Raw genomic sequence first — 21,256 nt, forward strand, 5'->3', positions numbered from 1 at the left:
ACACAACATTAGATATAAGAACAGAATATTTTTATGAAAGACTTACATTGAATTTCCGGCAAAAATAACTTCCAGCTTCACACCTCCATCTTCCATCTTATCAAACTAATTCCCTTTCTGCAAATACTTTTCCAGCGCTTCTGAACTTTTCTTATAAGCCCACTTCTGCTTATACTCCACCCATTTTGCTTTAAACAGTTTACGCATAAGCTTATCTGTATACCTCATGATAAAGACATGGTACAGCATATTGGCAAAAACATTGGGTTTATTGGGAAGCGCTCTCAATGACAGCGAAAATCCAGGTTCAAGATATCGGTTAAAATGCCAGAATGCTCCGGGAATAAAAAGGGCATCACCATGCTCCATAAAGATTTCATATCCTTTTGCATACTTCAACGCAGGAAATTTTTCATAATCAGGACTCTCATAATCTACATCATAGATCGTATGAACAGATAATGGAACTTTATATAAAAACGGAGATTGTTTTTGATCGAATAACAAAATTCTCTTTTTTCCCTCGAAATGAATATGCATGAAGTCACCCAAATCTACATCATAATGCATCAGTACATGAGCTTCACTTCCCCCAAAGAACAAAGTAGGAAGCCTTTTGAAAAATTTCATACCCAGGTCAGGATATGTAAAATTTTTAAGAAGTTCCGGAAGTCTATCTGTAATAATGTAGAAGAAAATTCTAAGATCTGAGGGTTTACTTTTTATAGTATCAATATAATCTTTCATCTTCATATTGGCTACCGGAGCATCAGAACTTTTAGCCGCATCAGCGGGTTTATTGTCATACAAAGGAACATCCTGATCACCAGCCTTTTCACGGATATAGGCAAGATTCCATTTCTCAAAAGCATCCCAGCGGCTTGCAAAATTCTTGATTAAAAGGGGCTTTTGCTTTTTAAAATAATTCTTCTGAAAATCTTCTTTACTGATATCATTGACTATATCTACGTTTTCGAGGATCATGTATTTTGTATTTAATGCGAAATAAAAATAGTGTTTTTTTGAAAACTGTAAAAATTAAGGTGAAAAGGAGGGAAGCTGGAAGAGAGATGCTGGAAGTTACTATTTGTCTACAAACTTCTATATGTTATTTTATAAAAAATTTTTATAGAAACCCTAAATCTCCTCTTCGGGATCAATAACTTCTCTCTTCCAGCCTCCCTCTTCAGACTTCCTACTTTATTCTGAAAAATTTATATTTGTAGTATTAAGCGAATTTATGAGAGTCTACAACACGAAACATTTCCTTAAAATCCTATTCAGTTTACATAAAAGTGATACGCTGAAGATCCTTTTCCCTAGCATGATTATGGTGGGATTATATTCCTGGGGAATTCAGTACCTGGAAGTAGGATATTTTCATCTTACGGCAAAATCAGGAATCAGTAATGTAGGAATGATTCATTCTCTTCTTGGATTTGTACTCTCCCTTTTATTGGTTTTCAGAACCAATACTGCGTATGACAGATGGTGGGAAGGAAGAAAACTCTGGGGAAAACTGGTGAATGACTCCCGAAACTTTGCGATAAAAATCAATACCATTCTTGGAGATAATCGTCAGGATGCAGAACAGATTTCAAGATATTTAAAATATTTTCCTCACTTTTTAGCCAAACATCTCTCTAAAGAATCAACCCGTCTGGCATTAGATGAAGATTATACAGAAATTGAAAAAACGTTGAAAAACCATGGTCCAAGTGAAATTATTATTCTTCTAAGCCATAAGCTGAATCAATTAAAGAAAGAAGGGAAAATTTCAGAAATTGAAATGCTCTATTTAGATACTCAGCTTTCAGGATTTCTGGAAGTATGCGGCGGATGTGAAAGAATTAAAAATACTCCTATTCCCTATTCTTATTCCTCTTTTATTAAAAAATTCATCATCTTATATGTACTTGCCCTTCCTATTGCCTATGTTATTACCATTGGGCTTTTCATGATTCCGCTTACGGTTTTTGTGTATTATGTACTGATGAGTCTTGAAATGATTGCTGAAGAAATTGAAGATCCTTTCAACAATGATGAGAATGATATTCCAATGGAAACAATAGCCCAGAATATTGAAAAAAATGTTCATCAGATCATGAACAAAAAATAAGAAATCAACCCTTTAAAGGTTGATTTCTTTAAGTTCTCCATCCTGTTTGATCTCTACAAACTTACTTTCCCTATTCGCGGCATCATAACCATAGAAAAAGTGGAATAAATGGGTGATGAGTACAAATAGTTACCCAATCCATTATAAGTATCTGTTGTTCCGGTCTGCTGCTGATAACTTCCTGTTGCGGTAAAGTTTACAATTGTTTCAAGATAGTACTTACCAGGTTTCAACTTTTCAAATTTAAATCTTCCGTGGTCATCCGTTAAAGCTTCTACTCTATATTTAAAAGCCTCTTCAGACATATACACCGTCGTTTTCTTGTTTTCGTACTTCTTTCTCATGCTATAAAACTCTTCAAAATAAGGAGTTACCGGAAAAAGCATAATAACAGTTCCTTTTGGAGCATAATGTTTCTGCCCAAGCAGCGGCTTGATGCCCCAGTTATTTTTTTGTTTGGTAGAAGCCACCCCTTCAATGGTTGAATTTCCGAAAGCAAGCATATCGCGGGCTAATTTTTTATCGAAAAAAGCTTGTGGATAATACGTATTTTGTGCCTGTGTATGCAAAAAGGCAAACATCAGTATAAATAAAGTCAATAATTTTTTCATAGTATATTTTTGAATCAAATATAAGTATTTTACTATTTTTGAAATAAAAATAGCTATGAAATACATTTTTCTATTGTTTTTTTCTTTTTCCATCATGGGCCTCGCACAGAAACCTTGTGGATATAAAGACGGATTGCAGGAAGGAAACTGCAAAGAATTTTATGATAACGGACAAGTGAAGAATGAGATTGAATGGAAGAAGGGAAAAAAGAAGGTGATGCTGTTTTTTATCACGAAAACGGAAAAGTCAATGCAAAAGGTGAATTCAAAAAAGACTTTAAAGTAAAGGAATGGGTTTACTATGATAAGAATGGTACTCTAACCGCTAAAGAAATGTATAGAAATGGCGACAAAAATGTTTATGACAATAGCTTTACGGCCACTTTCTATTCTCCCAAAGGAGTCGCAGAGGAAGTTTCCAACTATAAATTTGCAAAACTGCACGGAGAAACCAAACTTTTTCATGAAGATGGAAAATCAGTAAAGCAAACCGGAACTTATGATAACGGCCTCGCCACTGGAAAATGGAAAGTATTCTACCCATCTGGAAAGTTACAGCGCGAAACAGAATTTGTAAATGACAAGTGGAATGGTAACAGAATCCATTACCGTGAAGACGGAAGCATTGAAAAAACAGAGGTCTATAAAGACGGAAAATTAATCTCAACAAAATAAAACAATTGGTACAGAAACTAAAACTGGAGGAACTTAACAGAATAGATGTAGAAACATTTAAGAAAGTTGAAAAAATTCCGTTGGTCATCATTTTAGATAATATCAGAAGTATGCACAATGTAGGTGCTGCTTTCAGAACGGCAGACGCCTTTTTAATTGAAAAAATAATCCTTTGCGGAATTACCCCGCAACCACCCCACCGTGAGATTCACAAAGCCGCATTAGGGGCTACAGAAAGTGTAGACTGGTCTCATGAAGATGACACCAACAATGCTATTTCAGATTTGAAAAGCAGAGGATATGAAATCATAGGTATAGAACAGACCACCGGAAGCCAAATGATTACAGATTTTTCTATTGACAAGTCTAAAAAATATGCTTTAATTTTAGGTAATGAAGTAGAGGGAATCAGTGATGAGGTACTCCCTAATATTGATGTATTCTTAGAAATTCCACAACTGGGAACCAAGCATTCGCTAAATGTAAGTGTATGTGGTGGAATTGTGATGTGGGAGTTTGCTAAAGCCCTAAAATAAAAAAACTGCATATGTCGTTAGTAGACAGTGCAGTTTGAAATAAATCTAATAAAAAGTAAAAATGAAAGGCGACAAAGGTACTTTTTTTTTATTTACAAACAAATTTTAACGGCACTTTTTTTGTTTTTACATAAAAAAAGTCGTGTTTTCAGAAACAGTTTCGTTTAATTTTTTATAAATTAGCACAATGTTTATCAAGGACTATATCTCAAAAGATTTCCCATGTTTTAGCCTTTCGGACTCTATAGAGTCGGCAAGAAATACATTGGATGACTTCGGATATTCTCATATTTTCATCAAAAAATCCCATCACTTTTACGGAGCCCTTGCCAAGGACTTTTTATACGAAGAAGATGGAGGAACTTTGAAGGATCTTGAGCATCAGATCGAGCGATTTGCTATTCTGGATGATAATAATGTCATGGACAGTATCCGCCTGTTTTATACATTCAATACCAATGTAATCCCAGTGATTAACAAGAATGAAAAATATTTGGGCTATATTACCTGTGATGATATTTTCCAGGACCTTTCCCGTTATCCATTATTTTCGGAATCAGGAGCTATTCTTACCGTAGAAACTCCTTCCAGAAAATACTCCATGACGGAAATTGCCAATATTGTGGAAAGCAATAACTCGAAATTTTATGGTGGATTCATCAGCTTTATGTCTGATGAAGTAATTCACGTTACTATCAAGATCAGCAATGAAAACCTAGCCTCGATAGACTCAACATTTGACCGGTACGACTACAGAATTGTTGAAAAATACTATTCTGATGAGAAATCCGATCTGTTTAAGGACCGATTCGGTTTTTTCCAAAAATTTATAGAAATATAACATGAAGGCAGCCATATATTCTCAGAAAAAAGATCTTGATACTTTTTTATATTTAAGCAAGTTTATCTCTGAACTTGAAACCAGAGGTGTAAAATCTGTTCTGTATGATGAAATGGCTGAAGCACTTCAGTTTTCGAAGATTTTCGAAACATTCAACAACAAACAGGACCTTTTGGATAAAGAAGTGGATCTTTTCTTCACCTTTGGTGGAGACGGAACCATTGTAAACTCCCTTACTTTCATTGAGGATCTTGAAATTCCTGTGGTAGGTGTAAATACCGGAAGATTAGGATTTCTTGCCTTTTTTACAAAGGAAGAAGCTTTTAAAGAACTGGATTCTATCTTAAAAGGAGATGTAAAAACAAGCCGCCGATCAGTAATCGAAGTGGTTTCTCCAAATCTGGAAGGATCTTTTCCTTATGCTTTAAATGATGTAACGATTTCAAGAAAGGAAACAACTTCTATGATTACGGTAGACTCTTATATTAATAATGAGTTTTTGAATGTATTCTGGGGTGATGGAGTGATTATCTCCACTCCAACCGGATCTACGGCTTACTCTTTAAGTTGTGGCGGACCCATCATTTCCCCGAATAACGAAAACTTCGTCATCACTCCTATCGCCCCTCACAATCTGAATGTGAGACCTTTAGTAGTTAACGATAAAGTAGAAATTAAATTCAGAGTGGAAAGCAGAGTACCCCAATACTCATTGTCTTTAGACTCCAGACTGATTCATATTGAAACCGATAAGGAAATTATCATCAGAAAAGCCGATTTCCAGCTTCTTCTGGTGCAGCCTAATAATCTGAGCTTTTACGAAACCATCCGTCAGAAGCTGCTTTGGGGGCGTGACAAAAGAAATTAGTGATTTCTTAAAAATGATTACCTTTACACGAAAATAAACACCTAATAAATTTATAATAAAAAGTAAAACATGAGCAGAATTTTTCCGGCAGGAGTTGCCACAGGTCAGTTAGTTACTGATATCTTTCAGTATGCTAAAGAAAACAAATTTGCATTGCCTGCAGTAAACGTAATTGGATCAAGCAACGTAAACGCTACGATGGAAACTGCAGCGAAATTAAACTCTCCTGTAATTATTCAGTTTTCAAACGGAGGTGCTGCTTTCAATGCAGGGAAAGGATTAAGCAATGACGGACAAAAGTCTGCAATTTTAGGAGCTATTGCTGGAGCAAAACACATTCACACTCTTGCAGAAGCTTACGGAGCTACAGTAATTCTTCACACAGACCACTGTGCAAAGAAATTATTACCTTGGATCGATGGATTAATGGATGCTAACGAAGAATTCTTCAAGCAGACAGGAAAATCTCTTTACTCTTCTCACATGTTAGATCTTTCTGAAGAATCTTTAGAAGAAAACCTTGAAATTTCAGCTAAATATTTCGAAAGAATGGCTAAACTTCAAATGACTCTTGAAGTAGAAATCGGAGTAACTGGTGGTGAAGAAGACGGTGTTGACAACTCAGACGTTGATAACTCTAAATTATATACTCAGCCAGAAGATGTAGCTTATACCTATGAAAAATTAAAAGCTATTTCGGATAACTTTACGATTGCTGCTGCATTCGGTAACGTACACGGAGTTTACAAGCCAGGAAATGTGGTTCTTACCCCAAAAATCCTAGACAACTCTCAGAAATATGTTCAGGAGAAATTCGGAACTGCTGATAAGCCAATTAACTTTGTATTCCACGGAGGTTCAGGATCTACTTTGGAAGAAATCAGAGAGGCAATTGACTACGGAGTAATCAAAATGAATATCGACACTGACCTTCAGTTTGCCTATACAGAAGGAGTAAGAGATTATATGGTTAACAATATTGATTATTTAAGAGCTCAAATCGGAAACCCTGAAGGAGAAGAAAAGCCTAACAAGAAATTCTATGACCCAAGAGTTTGGGTAAGAAAAGGTGAAGATACTTTCTCTACAAGATTAGTACAGGCATTTGAAGATTTAAATAACGTAAATACTTTAAAATAAGAACTGTAAATTTGTACCAATGTAAAAAGGGCTCCCGGAGAGTGCATTTACATTGGTACATTTTACATTTATACATTAATACAATTAAAAATGGCATTCGACTGGTTTAAAAGAAAAGCAAAAAACATTACCACCTCTACTGATGAGAAAAAGGACGTTCCCAAAGGTCTTTGGCATCAGACTCCATCCGGGAAAAGTTGTGGAACATGATGAATTAAAGAGAAATAACTATGTTTCTCCTGAAGATGGATTTCATGTGAGAATAGGAAGTGCGGAATTTTTTGACATCCTTTTTGACGGTGGTAAATTTACCGAACTGGATGCCAATGTTGAAAGTATTGATATCTTAAACTTCAAGGATACAAAACCTTATAAAGACCGTTTAAAAGAAGTAAAAGCAAAAACTAAGCTTACTGACTCTATCAGAAACGCTGTAGGAACTGTAAAAGGAACTGAAATGGTAGTTTCTTGTATGGACTTCGCTTTTATTGGAGGATCTTTAGGTTCTGTAATGGGTGAAAAGATCAGAAGAGCTGTAGATTACTGTATCGAGCACAAACTTCCGTATATGATTATCTGTCAGTCCGGAGGTGCAAGAATGCAGGAAGCTACTTATTCTTTGATGCAGCTGGCTAAGGTACAAGCTAAATTGGCTCAGCTTTCAGAAGCGGGTCTTTTATACATCGCTTACCTTTGTGACCCTACTTTTGGTGGAATTACAGCATCTTTTGCGATGACTGCTGATATCATCATGGCTGAACCGGGAGCACTAATCGGTTTTGCAGGACCAAGAGTAATCCGTGAAACCATCGGTAGAGATTTACCGGAAGGATTCCAGACTTCTGAATTCCTACAGGAAAAAGGATTTGTAGACTTCATTGTAAAAAGAACTGAAATTCAGGATACTGTTGCTAAAACCGTTAATTTATTAGCCGCAAAAGCATAGTTTCTGTAACAAAAACAATACAATCTCTCTCTAATTAGGGAGAGATTTTTATTTATGAGGACTTTTAAGATATTTTTCAACACCATCCGGAGTATGAGTTTTAAGAAGATTATGCGTCTCTTATCCCTTGTTCTCCCCCATCCTCTTTTTGCCATATTGAGCTTTCATGCTACGGTTAAAGCATTTACCATTGCACAGGCAAAATTCCCTGAAACCGCCTCTAATAATGGAATCGGAAATGCATTCAGACATGCCTTATGGTGCTGTTTTATCATGATGTATTGCTGCAAAATTTCTTCCCCGGAAAAGGCTTTGGACTTCTGTAAAAGAATGACAGATCTTCACGAAGAACTGTTTCCTAACCAACCTTTGGAAACCAAAATGGACCTTCATAACAACAAGCTGGGAATGGATTATTTCATGGAGTTATTACCCGGCATCCACCGTCAATTCTTCGAAAAAAGCTTTTTTGTAGACGGATTGGTAAAAAAAATGGATGATGCTAAAGTCTTAAAGAGCTTAGATGACAACTTTGAGGGGCATCTTGTTTATTTAGAAGACTAATTATACATATTTCATTTTAAACGCTAGGAATACACAAAGATGTTATAGAACATCATAGGTATTTTTCGATCGCAAGGGAACTCCGTTCAGCAAGGGTCTCCAATAAAATTCTCTGCTAAGTGCAATGCCTCTGCGAACGTAAAACTTTTATATTTCCAAAAAAATCTTTGCGAACTCAGCGTTAAAATAAATGATTTTCAAAAACTTGAGATTCTGTTCAACAAAATTCTCTTACCTTTTCAAAACTTAAATGCTTAATTCTTTTGTGACTTTTGCAGTTTAAAGTATTTTTGATAAGTTTAAACAATTAAATCAATCGAATGGTTCTCAGCAGAATTTGGTCGGCTTTCATTATCATTGCCATTGCCATTGCCAGTATAAAATACATTTCGTCAAGCCATTACAAAACCATTTTTAATGATATGGTGGTAGGAAAAGGTGGTGACACGGTGAAGATCGCCACTCAACCTATGAGCAACCTCTCACCTGTTGTGAAGGACAGCCTGACGAAAAAAAATGATTTTGCCGACAGCAGAATTCATTACAAAACAGATTCTTTAAAGCAAAATGTAACCATTTATCGCGTTCAGGAAGCAGATGGGGTTATCGGAACCTCAGAAACGGCTGTAAAAATATGCTTAGGACTAATCGGAATTATGACTCTTTTTATGGGATTCATGAGTATTGCAGAAAAAGCAGGCGGAATCAATCTTTTAAGTCGGTTTATTCAACCTTTTTTTTCTAAATTATTTCCTGATATTCCCAAAAACCACCCGGCATTCGGGCATATGCTGATGAATTTCAGCGCCAATCTTCTGGGATTGGATAATGCGGCTACTCCATTTGGATTGAAAGCTATGGAAAGTCTCCAGACTTTAAATCCCAATAAAGACACTGCCAGCAACTCACAGATCATGTTCTTGTGCCTTCACGCAGGAGGAATGACGCTTATTCCAGTATCAATCATTGCGATCAGAGCCTCAATGGGATCCAAAACGCCTACTGATATCTTCCTGCCCTGTATGATTGCTACTTTTGCAGCAACTTTAGCAGCCATGATTATTGTTTCCCTTTATCAGAAGATCAATCTTCTTCGACCGGTAGTGATTGCTTATGTAGGAGGAATTTCCGCAATCATAGGTTTATTGGTTGTCTATTTAGTTCAGTTAAGCAAAGATGAGCTTGATGACTTCAGTAAGGTATTGAGTAACGGGCTTATTCTCTTCATTTTCCTTGCGATTGTACTTGGAGCTGTTTATAAAAAGATCAACGTTTTTGATGCTTTTATTGAAGGGGCCAAAGAAGGTTTTACTACCTGCGTAAAGATTATTCCTTACCTGGTTGGAATGCTGATTGCGATTTCCCTATTAAGAACTTCCGGCGTTTTTGATGTTATTATTGACGGAATGAAATGGGTAGCCAATGTAGCCAACCTGGATCCAAGATTCGTTGACGGACTTCCTACGGCATTAATAAAACCTTTATCCGGTTCGGGAGCAAGAGGAATGATGGTAGATACCATGGCGACATTTGGAGCAGACAGCTTCCAGGGAAAATTAGCAGCTGTTCTTCAGGGAAGCTCAGATACGACGTTTTACGTGATTGCAGTCTACTTTGGTGCCGTAGCTATAAAGAACACAAGATATACGGTAATTGCTATGCTTTTGGCAGATTTGGTGGGGATTATTACTTCAATTGCCTTAGCTTATTTATTTTTTGCTTAACGAAGACAACAGATCCGTTTATCAAACAACTTTAAACATTAAACTCAAAAACTTAAATCATCTATGATTACAGATAAAGAATTTACCCTAAGACTCATCCGCCAGTTAACACAGGCTCTAGAAAAACTGATTCTGGATAAACCTGAAGAAAGTTTAATGCAAAAAGAACTGGATTTCGATACCTTGATGAGAGATATCTTCAAAATGAATTTCACAGAAGTAGCCTCCATGACCAAGGAAGAAATGATTGCACTTGTGAATGAAAGACAGGAAAGAGACCGTAAAGACTATTATGAAATGCTTGGGAACCTTTTCTATTTTAAAAGCAGGCAAGAACAAAATAAGGACTTTCAGGACAAAGCAAAAACATTCTATGAGCTGTATCTTCAAACCAGCGGGATCTTTGCCCTTCCTGTAATCAACAGAATAAATGAATTAAAAAAAGCACTTGAATAAAGTGCTTTTGTATTTTTAGAATGTAATTTTATAAGTTCCGGTAGAAGATACGTTGGCTTTCTCTGCCTTTACATATTTCTTTACCCAGGTAACAGATGTAGATGAAACACAAGGATCTGAAACTCCGCCAACTCTTCTTGCTGACACTACATTTCCTGCTTTATCAACTGTATAAGCTATCGTAATAGATCCACTGGCTGTACAGCTGTGAGATGGCTGTGCTCCACCCCTTCCCATTGTTCCGGGAATATATCCTACCAGTTTTCTATCAATTCCTACTTTACTGTCTCCGTTTCCTTCTCCGCCTAGTGGATCTCCTGCATTTCCGGGACCATTTCCATCACCTTGTCCACCTGGTTTTTGGCCTTTTCCGCCAAGAAACTTCCCGATTGCAGCATTTCCCTGTCCGTCACCATTTCCAGTCTTTGAATTGGCTTTTGCAGCTCCTGATTTTTTAGTGTTTTTAGCAGTACTGGTACTTGTAGCTTCTTTTTTCTCTGCTTTTTTAGATTCCTCTTTTTTAGCAACTGTATTTTTTGAATTATTCCCTGTAATGACTTTATCCTTCACTTCCGCTTTCTTAGGCTCAGGTTTCACTACAGGTTCTGGTTTTACCTCTGCTTTTGTCTCAGGAACAGGAACTTCTACCGGCTCTGGTGTTACCACTTCAGTTTCTGCCGCTAAGCTTCCAGGCTGTTCCGCAGGTTCTTCAGCTCCGTTTCCGTTTCTGTTGTCTCCAAAGTTGACCAGCATTGTAGTAATGACTTCGGGTTCTTTATCCAGCTCTGGTTTTAATTTATAATAAAAAACAAAAAGCAGGATGGCACACCAAATCAGAATAGAAAGCAATGCGCTCTTTATCCTGTCCCGGTTTTCCTCATTTTTGTTTGCGGTATAGCTTCTCATCTTAAAAAATGAATCTTAGCATTTATTTATCCTTAACAGTTGCAATAGCAATGTTAAACTTATGTTTTTCAGCGATTTCCATCACGAAAACAACATCTTTATGCATGGTGTTTTCATCAGCTCTTATGGTAAAAGATTTATTGGTCTGACTTGTCAGTTTATCTACAATAATCTTCTCCAAATCACCTCTGTTCACAGGATTGTCATCTACAAAATAAGCCCCATCCGGTTTAATACTTACGACTACAGGATTAGGAATATTATCTTCAACAGCCCCGGCTTTCGGCAGATTCACTTCTATAGCACTCTGATTGGCTGCAGAAGAGGTAATCATAAAGAAAATCAGCATCAACAGGATAACGTCTGTCATCGCTGCTAAACTGAATTCCGGATTCGCTTTATTTCTTCTTTGAATTTTCATCTTAAGAAAGATTTATAAAGGTTTGTTGATAAGATCTAAAAATTCTCCAGACATATTCTGCGCCTTCAATACAAACTTGTCAATTCTTGTTAAAAGGATATTATAACAGAAATTGGCAGGAATAGCCACTGCAAGACCTACTGCTGTTTGTCCCAAAGCGGTATAAATACCTTCAGATAATGTCTTTGGTGAGAAAGACCCTGTGGCATGTGATAGATTAAAGAAGGCAATAATCATCCCGATTACCGTTCCTAAAAGTCCCAACATCGGTGCAATACTTGGTACCACAGCCAACAGATTCAGATTTTTCTCCATATTGGCCACTTCTACCTGAGCCTGAGCTTCCATCGCACTTACGATATCAGAAACTGGACGTCCAAGTCTTGAGATTCCCTTTTCAAGGATTCTTCCTTCTGGGGAATTCTGTGTTTTACAATAATCAGCAGCAGCTTCTATTTTTCCTTCCTTAATAAAGTCTTCAATATTATTCATGAAGTTGGAATCTGTCTTTGAGGTGAGTCTTTTAATAAAGAAAAATCTTTCAAAAAACAGGTACAGAGAAAATACTCCCAAAAGCAATACAGTTACCATCACTATTTTAGCGAAAGCTCCTCCGTGGAACATGATTTTCCAGAATGAAAATTCTAAATTGTCTGCGGCAACTGCAGGGGTAGTGATTTGTGCAAATAAAATCTGAGAAAGTTCCGTTAACAGCATTAAATGTGAATTTTATTAAAGTTTCAACGACAAATGTAGTGGAATATTATGAATTGCTCTCTTAAAAATTGCTTAAAAACAACTTAAATTTTGTTATGATTTATAAACAGCAAATTTCTTTCCAAAAGAATTTTTGAAAAGAAATTTGATATTAAAAAGAATGATAAGCGACTTTTAGTCTTCGTCTACTTCAATATCATCCTGCTTGAATTCGCATTTTAATCTAAAAGGAATCGGAGTATCTGATCCGGTATAGAAATCATCAATGGTTCCCTTCCAGATTACCTGAAGTTCACCTTCTTCGTTCTTTTCAAAAAGAAGCTCATTATCATAGATATAAGCATCTTCGTCATCAAAAAGATCTACTTCTGTATAGGTATCTTCTTCAGAATCATTGATTTTGATTGTTTTTCCTTCTATTTCCGCAGAGTCGATAGGAAAATCGAAAACTTCAAGTGAAAGCTGCGGAAAGTTATACTGTAATGAATCATCATCTACGTGATCCAAACTGTCATCCGTGATAATTTCAACCTCTAGAAAATGTTGCTGGTTGCTGTAAACTGCTTTACAATAAGTGTTTCTGATATTGTATTTTAGCGTTTCCTCCGGATGGTAAATTTTTAAAATCCCTTTCATTTTTTCTTAAAAAAAGAACTGTAATAATATGATTGTTAAACGTTTTAGACAAAGATAAAAAATTGATTTAATGTGAAAAGGATTTTGAATATTATTTTTTAAAATCAATTCGTACAATGGGTCTGAATCTCCCAATAATACTTACTTTTGTTTTATAAAGATTCTGAAAATGAAAAACATTTTATCGAAAAGTATTCTGGGACTGGGATTGATAATTGGCCTTGCATCGTGCAAGAAGACCGATTCTCCCCTTACGAAGGTAACACCTACCAATCTGGATTCTATTGCATCCAATTATTATGAACAGTATCTTAAACTCTATCCTTTAGATGCGACAGCTCAAGGTGACCTGAGATACAATGACCAGCTTCCTATTAATATTGATAAAGATTTTATTTCAGGAGAGGTTGCTTTTTACAATTCCGTACAGAAGCAGCTAGAAAATGTAGATTACAAGTCTCTTTCTGATGAAGATAAGGTGGTATACGATGTATTGGATTATACTTTAAAAGATAAAATTGAAGCCTATGCCTATCATCCGGAATATATCCCGTTCACCCAGTTTGGGGGTCTTCCTTTGAATTTTCCTTTATATGGAAGCGGGCAGGGAAGCCAGCCTTTCAAAACGGAGAAGGATTACAACGACTGGCTGAAAAGAATGGAAAAATTCCCGGAATGGATGGATGCTGCAGCAGATAACTTCCGTGACGGGATCAGTAATAAAGTAGTTCTTCCTAAAAAACTGATTGTTAAAATGATTCCTCAAATGAAAGCAGAGGAAATCACTACTCAGGATATGGAAAAAAATATTTTCTATGGTCCTATTAAAAACTTCCCGAAAAATTTCACTCAGGCTCAAAAAGATAAATTTTCAGCACTTTACAAAGAGGCTATCACCAAGAAAATTATTCCCGCATACACTAAAATGGGAACATTCCTTGAAAAAGAATATTTACCAAAAGGAAGAGATACAGATGGATACAACAGCCTTCCCAACGGAAATGAAATTTATGGTTATTATGTAAAAAGCTGGACAACAACAAAGAAATCTCCGGAAGAGATCAACAAAATCGGACAGCAGCAAGTGGCTATGCTTCGTGCAGAAATGGAAAAAGTAAAACAGCAGGTTGGTTTTGCAGGAACGCTGGAAGAGTTTATTACTCATGTGAAAACAGACCCGAAAGCAATGCCTTATAAGACATCTAAAGAGGTTTTAGACGGATTCAACAGTATTTTGACAAAGATTACTCCGAAGCTGAAGACAATGTTTAATGTTACACCGAAAACAAAGTTTGAAATCAGACAGACAGAGAAATTCAGGGAAGCAAGCGCAAGTGCTGAATATATTCCGGGAACTCCTGATGGAAAAAGAGCCGGAATTTTCTACGTTCCGCTTCCTGATCCTACCAAATTCAATGTAACTTCAGGGATGGAATCTTTATTCTTACATGAAGCAATCCCGGGGCACCATTACCAGGTTTCTCTTCAACAGGAAAACACAAAGCTTCCAAAATTCATGAGATTCGGATGGTTTGGCGCTTATGGTGAAGGATGGGCACATTATTGTGAAACTCTAGGTCCTGAATTTGGCTTGTATACGGATCCTTATCAGAAAATGGGATATTTAAGCGATCAGATGCTGAGAGCGGTAAGATTAGTGGTAGATACAGGTTTGCATACGGGAAAAATGAGCAGAGAAGATGCTATTAAGTATTTTCTGAGCAATATTTCTTATGATGAAGGCTCTGCTGTAGCTGAAGTGGAAAGATATATGGCTATGCCGGGACAGGCTTTAGGATATAAAATCGGGTCTTTAAGAATCCGTGAATTGAGAGAAAAGTATCAGAAAGAGCTTGGTAATAAGTTTAATCTGGCAAGCTTCCATGATGAAGTACTAAGTCAGGGATGTCTTCCATTGGATGTTTTGAACAGAAAGATGGAGCTTTGGGCTAAAAAGCAGAAATAATATACAATATAAATGGGACATCTTAGCTGTCCCTTTTTTAATTTTAAAGCTAACCACAATGATCACAACACCCTTACGTTCTCTTTATCAAAGAGATTTAAACAAGTTAAAAACTGAAGTTGAAGCTTACCAAAATGAAGAAAACCTTTGGAGGATAGACAAGAATATTTCCAATTCCGCAGGAAATCTATGTCTTCATCTGATAGGCAACCTTAATCATTTCATTGGGACACATCTTGGAAATACAAATTATATAAGACATCGTGAGCTTGAATTCTCGCTAAAAGATATTCCAAGAACCGAACTTATTGAGAAAATTGAAGCTACAGCAGCTATGATTGATTCTGTTTTAAGCCAACTTCCGGAAACTGAAATAGAAAAAGAATATCCACTTATTGTTTTTGAAGATAAGATGACAACCGGTTATTTTCTGATTCACCTTCTCTCGCATCTGGATTATCATTTAGGACAGATTAATTATCATAGACGATTATTGGATATGTAGTCAAAAACTACCCCGTCTTTTCGCTGCTCAAAAATCCACCCCTTCAAAGAAGGGGAATTTTGCTTCGTACAACATCAGGATTTTTACTTCTCAAACATCATTTTGGTAATAAAGTCCTTCTCCCCTTTTCCTCTTGCCGGAGAATACTCTCTACCATAGAAAATAATCTGAAGGTGAAGCTTATTCCAAACTTCTTCCGGGAATAGTTTTTTTGCATCTTTCTCTGTTTCCACCACATTTTTACCGGAAGTAAGTTTCCACTGTGTCATCAGGCGGTGAATATGGGTATCTACCGGAAAGGCAGGAAACCCGAAGCCCTGGCTCATTACTACTGAAGCTGTTTTATGACCAACACCCGGAAGCGCTTCTAATTCTTCGTAAGTCTGCGGAACAATACCATCATGTCTTTCCAGTAAAAGTTCAGCCATTCTCTTTAAGTTCTTGGCTTTGGTATTGGATAATCCTATTTCTTTAATTAGCTCCTTAATCTGAAACTCTTCCAGTCTTGCCATTCTCTGTGGAGTTCCGGCTACCTCAAAAAGGTTTGGGGTAACTTCATTTACTTTTTTATCTGTTGTTTGTGCAGAAAGCGCCACAGCAACCATTAAAGTATAAGGATCGGTATGATCCAAAGGAATAGGCGTTGTAGGATACAATTTATCCAGTTCTATCTGAACGAGCTCAGCTCTTTGCTTTTTTGTCATTTTACCCTTAAATTTGAACAAAAATAAATCATTATGCTGAAAGTTGGAGATAAATTACCTCAATTTGAAGGAACAAATCAGGATGGAGAAGCTGTATCTTCATCAAACTTAATTGGAAAAAAGCTAATTGTTTTCTTTTATCCACAAGCGAGTACTCCAACATGCACTGTTGAAGCCTGCAATCTGAGTGATAACTATAGCCAGCTTGAAAAAGCCGGATACCAGCTATTGGGCGTAAGCGGAGACTCTGTAAAGAAACAGAAAAACTTCCATAGTAAATTTGCTTTCCCTTATGATCTTATCGCTGATGAAAGCCATGATATTCTTGAAAAATTCGGGGTTTGGCAGGAAAAAAAGACATTTGGGAAAACGTATATGGGTATTGTAAGAACTACATTTATTTTTGATGAAAACGGAGTTTGTACAAGAGTTATTGAAAAAGTAACTTCAAAAACTGCTGCTGAGCAGATCTTAGAAGGATAATCGCAAGTACTGATAAAAGGAAAATCCACAAAAATTTTTGTGGATTTTTTATATTGTAATGTTTGATCTTATTCTGTTTCGTAATAATTAAGCTCTTCAGTTTCTCCTGGAAGAGTAACATGTTTTTTAAACTTCAGTCCTAATTTTTCGATCAGTTTTTGTGATGAAAGGTTGTCTTTTGAAATGATTGCCGATATTTTTGACAATTTAAACTCGTCCATCCCGATTGATTTCACTTTTTGTGCCGCTTCATACGCATACCCCTTTCCTTCAAATTCTTCAAGTAAAGAATATCCTATATCAACCACATCAAGTCCCTCTCTTTCAAAAATTCCTACAGCACCTATTTTTTCGTTGGTTTCTTTGGTTATTAAAAGATAGTTCCCGAATCCCAGTCTTTGGATCTGCGGGGCAAATCTGTTCAGAATATAGTTTTCAGCATCTTCAACACTATTTACATTTCGGTTACCGATGTATTGAACAAATTTAGGTCTGTTATAAAGTTCAAAAATAAAATCTCTGTCTTCACCGGACATCGGACGAAGTATTAATCGCTCAGTTTCATAAGTATTATCTGCGCTTGGATGTTTTTTTAGGCTCATCTTTTTTGGGTTCTTCTTTTTTCTCGACCTTTAAAAGTCTTGGGTTATTAGCACATTTTTTATTGTAAAGCTCAATATAAGTTCCGTTATCTTTTACATTCGAAACAAGCCCGGTTGATTTACTTACCGTTAATGTATAATGTGTTTTCTGATAAGGGCACTCTTGTGAGGTTAGTTTTCCAAGATCCAGATAATAATTCTTTTGATCTTCATGATAATTCCCTGCAAGATCTTTGAATTCCTCATCCACGATATATCCATCGGAAGCTAATATGATAGCCGCTTCCTGAGCATTATCAATCTTTCCTACAAATTTCTTTAAAGCTTCAGTATCAAGAATATAATTAATTTTCCCTCCTGAAGAATAGATTATATAGTAAAAGCTGTCTTCGCTGGGAAACAGATTAAACCCGGAAAACTGGGGAGTATAATTTATTTTTCCACCAGAAACCTTAATTTCCTCACCTTTTCCATAGCTATTGTATACTAAAATCCAGGAGTCTACCTTATCATCAGGTTCAATTCTCTGCAATACATTAGGAATACTCGAGAATTTTTTCTTCTCCTGAGCATAGCCAAGAATCGTAAAAAATAAAAGTACTAAAGTTGTAAATCGGAGTGCAAATTTAATCATAGCCTAAAAATAAGCATAAAAGATACCAATTACTACATAAATTTATCTCCTTTCTTGAAATTTTTCAGATCCAGGACATAATCCTTGATTAATTGGTCATTATCTCTAGGGCAAATAAGAAGCGCCTTATCTGTATCTACAACAATATAGTTTTCAAGACCATCAATAATAACTGCCTTATTATTATTTTTTAAACGAATGATGTTTCCTTTCGAGTTATAAGTAAGTAAATGCTTCATTTTCACCGCATTTCCATTCTTATCTTTTTCTGTATTTTCATAGACAGACGTCCAGGTTCCAAGGTCACTCCAGCCAAGATCTGACGGTATCACATATACATTTTTGGCTTTCTCTAAAATCCCGTTATCAATAGAAATTTTCTGAACTTTTGGATAAATGATTTCTATACAGTTATTTTCTTTTTCAGAATTGTATTCGCAGGCCATAAAATGCTGCGCCATTTCAGGAAGATACAACTCAAAGGCATGATGAATACTTTTGATATTCCAAATAAAAATTCCAGCATTCCAAAGGAAATCCCCGCTCTCCAAAAAGCTTTGAGCGATCTCGAGAATTGGTTTTTCAGTAAATGTTTTTACTTTAAAATATTCTGAATTTTTCTTTTCTACGAACTGTATATAGCCATATCCAGTGTCAGGTCTTGTAGGCGTTATTCCTAATGTCACCAGATAATCATGTTTGGCAGCAACATCAAATGCCAGCATTACTTTTTCCAGGAATACATCTTCTTTCAGGATAAGATGATCTGCCGGAAGAACGATCATAGTCGCATTGGGGTTAATTTCAGCAATTTTATTAGCCATGTAAAGGTTACAGGCTGCTGTATTTTTCATCAGAGGTTCTCCTACGATATTCTCTTCCGGAATTTCCGGAAGCTGCTGATGAGAAAGCGCTACATATTCTTTATTGGTAATAACGAATATATGTTCTTTAGGGATTACTTTACTGATTCTGTCATAAGTTTGCTGAATCATGGTACGCCCTGTTCCTAAAATATCCTGAAACTGTTTTGGAAATTTCTGCGTACTCATAGGCCAGAATCTACTCCCGATTCCTCCCGCCATTATCACGCAGTATCTATCTGACTTTAACATTCTTAGCTACATTTTTCTACCCTAGCCAAAGGTTTGAAAGAATACTTCCTTCCCGTAGCCAGGTTCTTACAAAGATAGTTTTTTTTAATCAGACCTTCTAATAAATACTTTTCGTTACGATATATAAAAAATTCTCCCTTTTGAAGCTGTTCAATAAAGTGGAGCCTATCATCCTGTTTTTCAGTGTGAAAATATCTTACAAGATCAGGGCTTGCCATAAAATTTGCCTTTGGTGATTTTGAAAATTTTACAATAATAGGCTTCAGGTCTTCATCGTAAATTTCAAGGCTTTCAAGCAGCATATTTTTGAAAGTGTCCTTCCATTCATTACCATGAGGCGAGATTCTTCTTCCGTATTTTTCAAAAGCGATAAGGTGTGCCAGCTCGTGAGTAAGTACAAAGAAAAAAGTTGTGGGGTAAGCGTAGAGTTTACCGTAATTTCATGAGAATTATCCGGAAGTTTTCTATAATCTCCCAGTTTAGAATTTCTGTTCCTTGTGACTTTTATATGAATATAATAATCCGAAAACCAAATTCTTAGATACTTAAGCGTGTTTTGTGGTAAATATTTTTCTAATGATTGGATAGACATTTTACAAACTTAGTGGAATTCCTGCATAGAAATTCAATAATTTAAGGCTGAAAAGATAATTATATTTCGCCTGTGCTACTGATCCCTGTGCATTTGCATAATTATTTCTTGCAACATTAACGTCGTAAATGGTTGTTTTTCCCGCAGCATAACTTTTATCTGCAAAATCAAGAGCCAGCTTGGAGCTCTTTGCTGCTTCTACCGCTGCCAGGTATGATTCATAGTTGGCATCAGCATCAAACTGAGCTTTCTGTACATTTTGTCTTACTGTTTGTTTCTGTTGTTCTAAGGTATTTTTAGCAATACTTTCATTAATTCTGGACTGCTCTACCTGTAATTTTGTAATCCCTTTATTAAAAATAGGAATATTTACAGAAAGACTGGCCTGCTGTCCGAAGTTATCACTATACTGTTCGAAAAAACCTTTTTCTTTAACATAAACAAGAGCGTTACCAATATTATCGGTATTCAAAAGGTTGTTATAGAAAGTTCCAATTCCAGCATTGGCTGTTATAGTAGGCCAATAAGCCGTTTTAGAAACCTCTGTCTGAGCTTCTGCAGAATGTATTCTGCTTTCTGCTGCTTTAATCTGAGGCTGAGACTCATAGGCAATAGACAAGACATCATCTACAGATTTAAGTTCCGGAGACAGCTGGTCCGAAACAGCAACATCTTCCACATCGAAATCTTTATAATCAGACAGTTGTAAAAGCTGTACCATAGCAAATAAGCTTCGTCCTACATTGACTTCCGCTGTTTTCAGGTTTTGCTTTTCTCTTGCCAATGCGGCTTCTGCTTCTGCTAAAACAGTTTGTGCAGTTGTTCCTACTGTTGTTGTTATTTTAGCTCTGTCATATTGTTTCTTAGCATTCTCAACAGCACTTTCTGAGATTTTTACAATTTCTTTGTTCAACAATGTAGTCAAATATTGTTGTGCAATTTGTAATGAAATATCATTTTTAATGGTTTCCACATCATACAAACTTGCCTGCAGATCAAACTCGGTTTTTCTAACTGTTTTTTCTAGCCTGCCGTTGTTATATACCAAGATGTCTGCTCCAACACTTGCATTGTTACTGAATCTGTCATTTCTTAAACTTCCCGTTCCAAAAGAGGTTTGTCCAAAACTGACAGTATTTCCTATGCTTGCTGAAACAGAAGGTAAATATCCTTTCTTAGCAATTTTAAGATTGGCATCTTGAGACTGTTTGTTATATTTATTTTGGATGACCTGAAGATTATGCTCCACTGCATAGCTTACACATTCTTTTAAGGACCATTTCTTCTGAGCATTTAAACTCAGACAGCCTAATCCCAAAACGATAATCCAAACTTTTTTCATATTATGTAGATGTTTATTTGTTTTTAATGGTCATATGGAATCGTATCATCTTCATCAGTATTTGTACCAGCAAATCATGACGATTTCATATGAAGATTTTTCCCTATTAGACGAAGTAAATATAAAAAAGTTACAGATTGAAAAAAATAGTTT

24 protein-coding genes and 1 pseudogene are annotated in these 21,256 nt (G+C 36.1%); 13 read left to right on the plus strand and 12 right to left on the minus strand.

Annotated elements, in window-relative coordinates; genetic code table 11:
* Positions 1-105: 105 nt before the first annotated feature.
* The gene (locus H5J24_RS23085; protein ID WP_068941068.1) at positions 106-984 is read right to left on the minus strand and encodes a cupin-like domain-containing protein; all 879 of its coding nucleotides are present in this window, start codon (positions 982-984) and stop codon (positions 106-108) included.
* A gap of 256 nt (positions 985-1,240) precedes the next feature.
* Here H5J24_RS23085 and H5J24_RS23090 point away from each other — a divergent pair, with 256 nt between their 5' ends.
* Entirely contained in the window at positions 1,241-2,119 is an 879-nt protein-coding gene (locus H5J24_RS23090) for a bestrophin family protein (RefSeq protein ID WP_068941070.1), read from the plus strand.
* A 53-nt stretch (positions 2,120-2,172) separates the two neighbouring features.
* Here H5J24_RS23090 and H5J24_RS23095 read toward each other — a convergent pair whose 3' ends face one another.
* Positions 2,173-2,730, minus strand: a complete 558-nt coding sequence (locus H5J24_RS23095; RefSeq protein WP_232815900.1) for a hypothetical protein — start codon at positions 2,728-2,730, stop codon at positions 2,173-2,175.
* Positions 2,731-2,922: 192 nt separating this feature from the next.
* Between H5J24_RS23095 and H5J24_RS23100 the strand changes: the two genes are divergently transcribed.
* The 9 genes and pseudogenes from H5J24_RS23100 (at position 2,923) to H5J24_RS23140 (ending at position 10,480) form a co-directional block, all read left to right on the plus strand.
* Positions 2,923-3,405, plus strand: a complete 483-nt coding sequence (locus H5J24_RS23100; RefSeq protein ID WP_232815901.1) for a toxin-antitoxin system YwqK family antitoxin — start codon at positions 2,923-2,925, stop codon at positions 3,403-3,405.
* Positions 3,406-3,410: 5 nt separating this feature from the next.
* Entirely contained in the window at positions 3,411-3,941 is a 531-nt protein-coding gene (locus H5J24_RS23105) for an RNA methyltransferase (protein ID WP_068941074.1), read from the plus strand.
* Between the two features lie 187 nt (positions 3,942-4,128).
* On the plus strand, positions 4,129-4,782 hold the full coding sequence (locus H5J24_RS23110) for a CBS domain-containing protein (RefSeq protein WP_068941076.1): 654 nt from the start codon (positions 4,129-4,131) through the stop codon (positions 4,780-4,782).
* Position 4,783: 1 nt separating this feature from the next.
* Positions 4,784-5,650: an NAD kinase gene (locus tag H5J24_RS23115; protein ID WP_068941078.1), complete on the plus strand. Its 867-nt coding sequence runs from the start codon at positions 4,784-4,786 to the stop codon at positions 5,648-5,650.
* 69 nt (positions 5,651-5,719) lie between these two features.
* Positions 5,720-6,790: a class II fructose-bisphosphate aldolase gene (gene fbaA, locus H5J24_RS23120; protein WP_068941080.1), complete on the plus strand. Its 1,071-nt coding sequence runs from the start codon at positions 5,720-5,722 to the stop codon at positions 6,788-6,790.
* Positions 6,791-6,880: 90 nt separating this feature from the next.
* Positions 6,881-7,736 (plus strand): annotated as a pseudogene (gene accD / locus H5J24_RS23125) (acetyl-CoA carboxylase, carboxyltransferase subunit beta).
* Between the two features lie 54 nt (positions 7,737-7,790).
* A complete protein-coding gene (locus tag H5J24_RS23130) occupies positions 7,791-8,300 on the plus strand; it encodes a DUF6973 domain-containing protein (RefSeq protein ID WP_068941083.1) in 510 nt (169 codons plus the stop codon).
* A 320-nt stretch (positions 8,301-8,620) separates the two neighbouring features.
* On the plus strand, positions 8,621-10,024 hold the full coding sequence (locus H5J24_RS23135) for a nucleoside recognition domain-containing protein (RefSeq protein WP_068941085.1): 1,404 nt from the start codon (positions 8,621-8,623) through the stop codon (positions 10,022-10,024).
* A 63-nt stretch (positions 10,025-10,087) separates the two neighbouring features.
* Positions 10,088-10,480, plus strand: coding sequence for a hypothetical protein (locus H5J24_RS23140; RefSeq protein ID WP_068941088.1), 393 nt, complete (start codon positions 10,088-10,090; stop codon positions 10,478-10,480).
* Positions 10,481-10,495: 15 nt separating this feature from the next.
* Here H5J24_RS23140 and H5J24_RS23145 read toward each other — a convergent pair whose 3' ends face one another.
* From H5J24_RS23145 to H5J24_RS23160, 4 genes are all read right to left on the minus strand, one after another.
* Entirely contained in the window at positions 10,496-11,386 is an 891-nt protein-coding gene (locus H5J24_RS23145) for a ferric siderophore ABC transporter substrate-binding protein (RefSeq protein ID WP_068941090.1), read from the minus strand.
* 22 nt (positions 11,387-11,408) lie between these two features.
* Positions 11,409-11,807: an ExbD/TolR family protein gene (locus H5J24_RS23150; RefSeq protein ID WP_068941092.1), complete on the minus strand. Its 399-nt coding sequence runs from the start codon at positions 11,805-11,807 to the stop codon at positions 11,409-11,411.
* A 12-nt stretch (positions 11,808-11,819) separates the two neighbouring features.
* Positions 11,820-12,524 carry a MotA/TolQ/ExbB proton channel family protein gene (locus H5J24_RS23155; protein ID WP_068941094.1) on the minus strand — a complete coding sequence of 235 codons (705 nt, stop codon included), beginning with the start codon at positions 12,522-12,524 and terminating at the stop codon, positions 11,820-11,822.
* 174 nt (positions 12,525-12,698) lie between these two features.
* Positions 12,699-13,160, minus strand: a complete 462-nt coding sequence (locus H5J24_RS23160) for a hypothetical protein (RefSeq protein ID WP_068941096.1) — start codon at positions 13,158-13,160, stop codon at positions 12,699-12,701.
* Positions 13,161-13,329: 169 nt separating this feature from the next.
* Here H5J24_RS23160 and H5J24_RS23165 point away from each other — a divergent pair, with 169 nt between their 5' ends.
* Positions 13,330-15,126, plus strand: coding sequence for a DUF885 domain-containing protein (locus tag H5J24_RS23165; protein WP_068941098.1), 1,797 nt, complete (start codon positions 13,330-13,332; stop codon positions 15,124-15,126).
* A 58-nt stretch (positions 15,127-15,184) separates the two neighbouring features.
* Positions 15,185-15,631 (plus strand): DUF1572 family protein, encoded by a 447-nt coding sequence (locus H5J24_RS23170; protein WP_068941100.1) that lies wholly within the window; start codon positions 15,185-15,187, stop codon positions 15,629-15,631.
* An 83-nt stretch (positions 15,632-15,714) separates the two neighbouring features.
* Here the strand turns inward: H5J24_RS23170 and H5J24_RS23175 are convergent, their stop codons facing one another.
* Positions 15,715-16,335, minus strand: coding sequence for an endonuclease III domain-containing protein (locus H5J24_RS23175; protein ID WP_068941102.1), 621 nt, complete (start codon positions 16,333-16,335; stop codon positions 15,715-15,717).
* Between the two features lie 33 nt (positions 16,336-16,368).
* On the opposite strand from H5J24_RS23175, the gene bcp reads away from it, so the two are divergent.
* Entirely contained in the window at positions 16,369-16,818 is a 450-nt protein-coding gene (gene bcp, locus H5J24_RS23180) for a thioredoxin-dependent thiol peroxidase (protein WP_068941104.1), read from the plus strand.
* Positions 16,819-16,886: 68 nt separating this feature from the next.
* Here the strand turns inward: bcp and H5J24_RS23185 are convergent, their stop codons facing one another.
* The 5 genes from H5J24_RS23185 to H5J24_RS23205 form a co-directional block, all read right to left on the minus strand.
* Positions 16,887-17,420: a GNAT family N-acetyltransferase gene (locus H5J24_RS23185; RefSeq protein WP_068941106.1), complete on the minus strand. Its 534-nt coding sequence runs from the start codon at positions 17,418-17,420 to the stop codon at positions 16,887-16,889.
* Positions 17,389-18,054 carry a hypothetical protein gene (locus tag H5J24_RS23190; protein WP_068941107.1) on the minus strand — a complete coding sequence of 222 codons (666 nt, stop codon included), beginning with the start codon at positions 18,052-18,054 and terminating at the stop codon, positions 17,389-17,391. Before H5J24_RS23190 ends, H5J24_RS23185 begins: the two co-directional genes overlap by 32 nt.
* Positions 18,055-18,086: 32 nt before the next feature.
* Entirely contained in the window at positions 18,087-19,169 is a 1,083-nt protein-coding gene (locus H5J24_RS23195) for a mannose-1-phosphate guanylyltransferase (RefSeq protein ID WP_228407585.1), read from the minus strand.
* A gap of 2 nt (positions 19,170-19,171) precedes the next feature.
* Entirely contained in the window at positions 19,172-19,471 is a 300-nt protein-coding gene (locus H5J24_RS23200) for a hypothetical protein (RefSeq protein ID WP_232815902.1), read from the minus strand.
* Between the two features lie 291 nt (positions 19,472-19,762).
* Positions 19,763-21,103 (minus strand): TolC family protein, encoded by a 1,341-nt coding sequence (locus H5J24_RS23205; protein WP_068941111.1) that lies wholly within the window; start codon positions 21,101-21,103, stop codon positions 19,763-19,765.
* Between the last annotated feature and the right edge of the window lie 153 nt (positions 21,104-21,256).

It is taken from the genome of Chryseobacterium capnotolerans (assembly GCF_021278965.1).
In the GTDB taxonomy this organism is placed as follows: Bacteria; Bacteroidota; Bacteroidia; order Flavobacteriales; family Weeksellaceae; genus Chryseobacterium; species Chryseobacterium capnotolerans.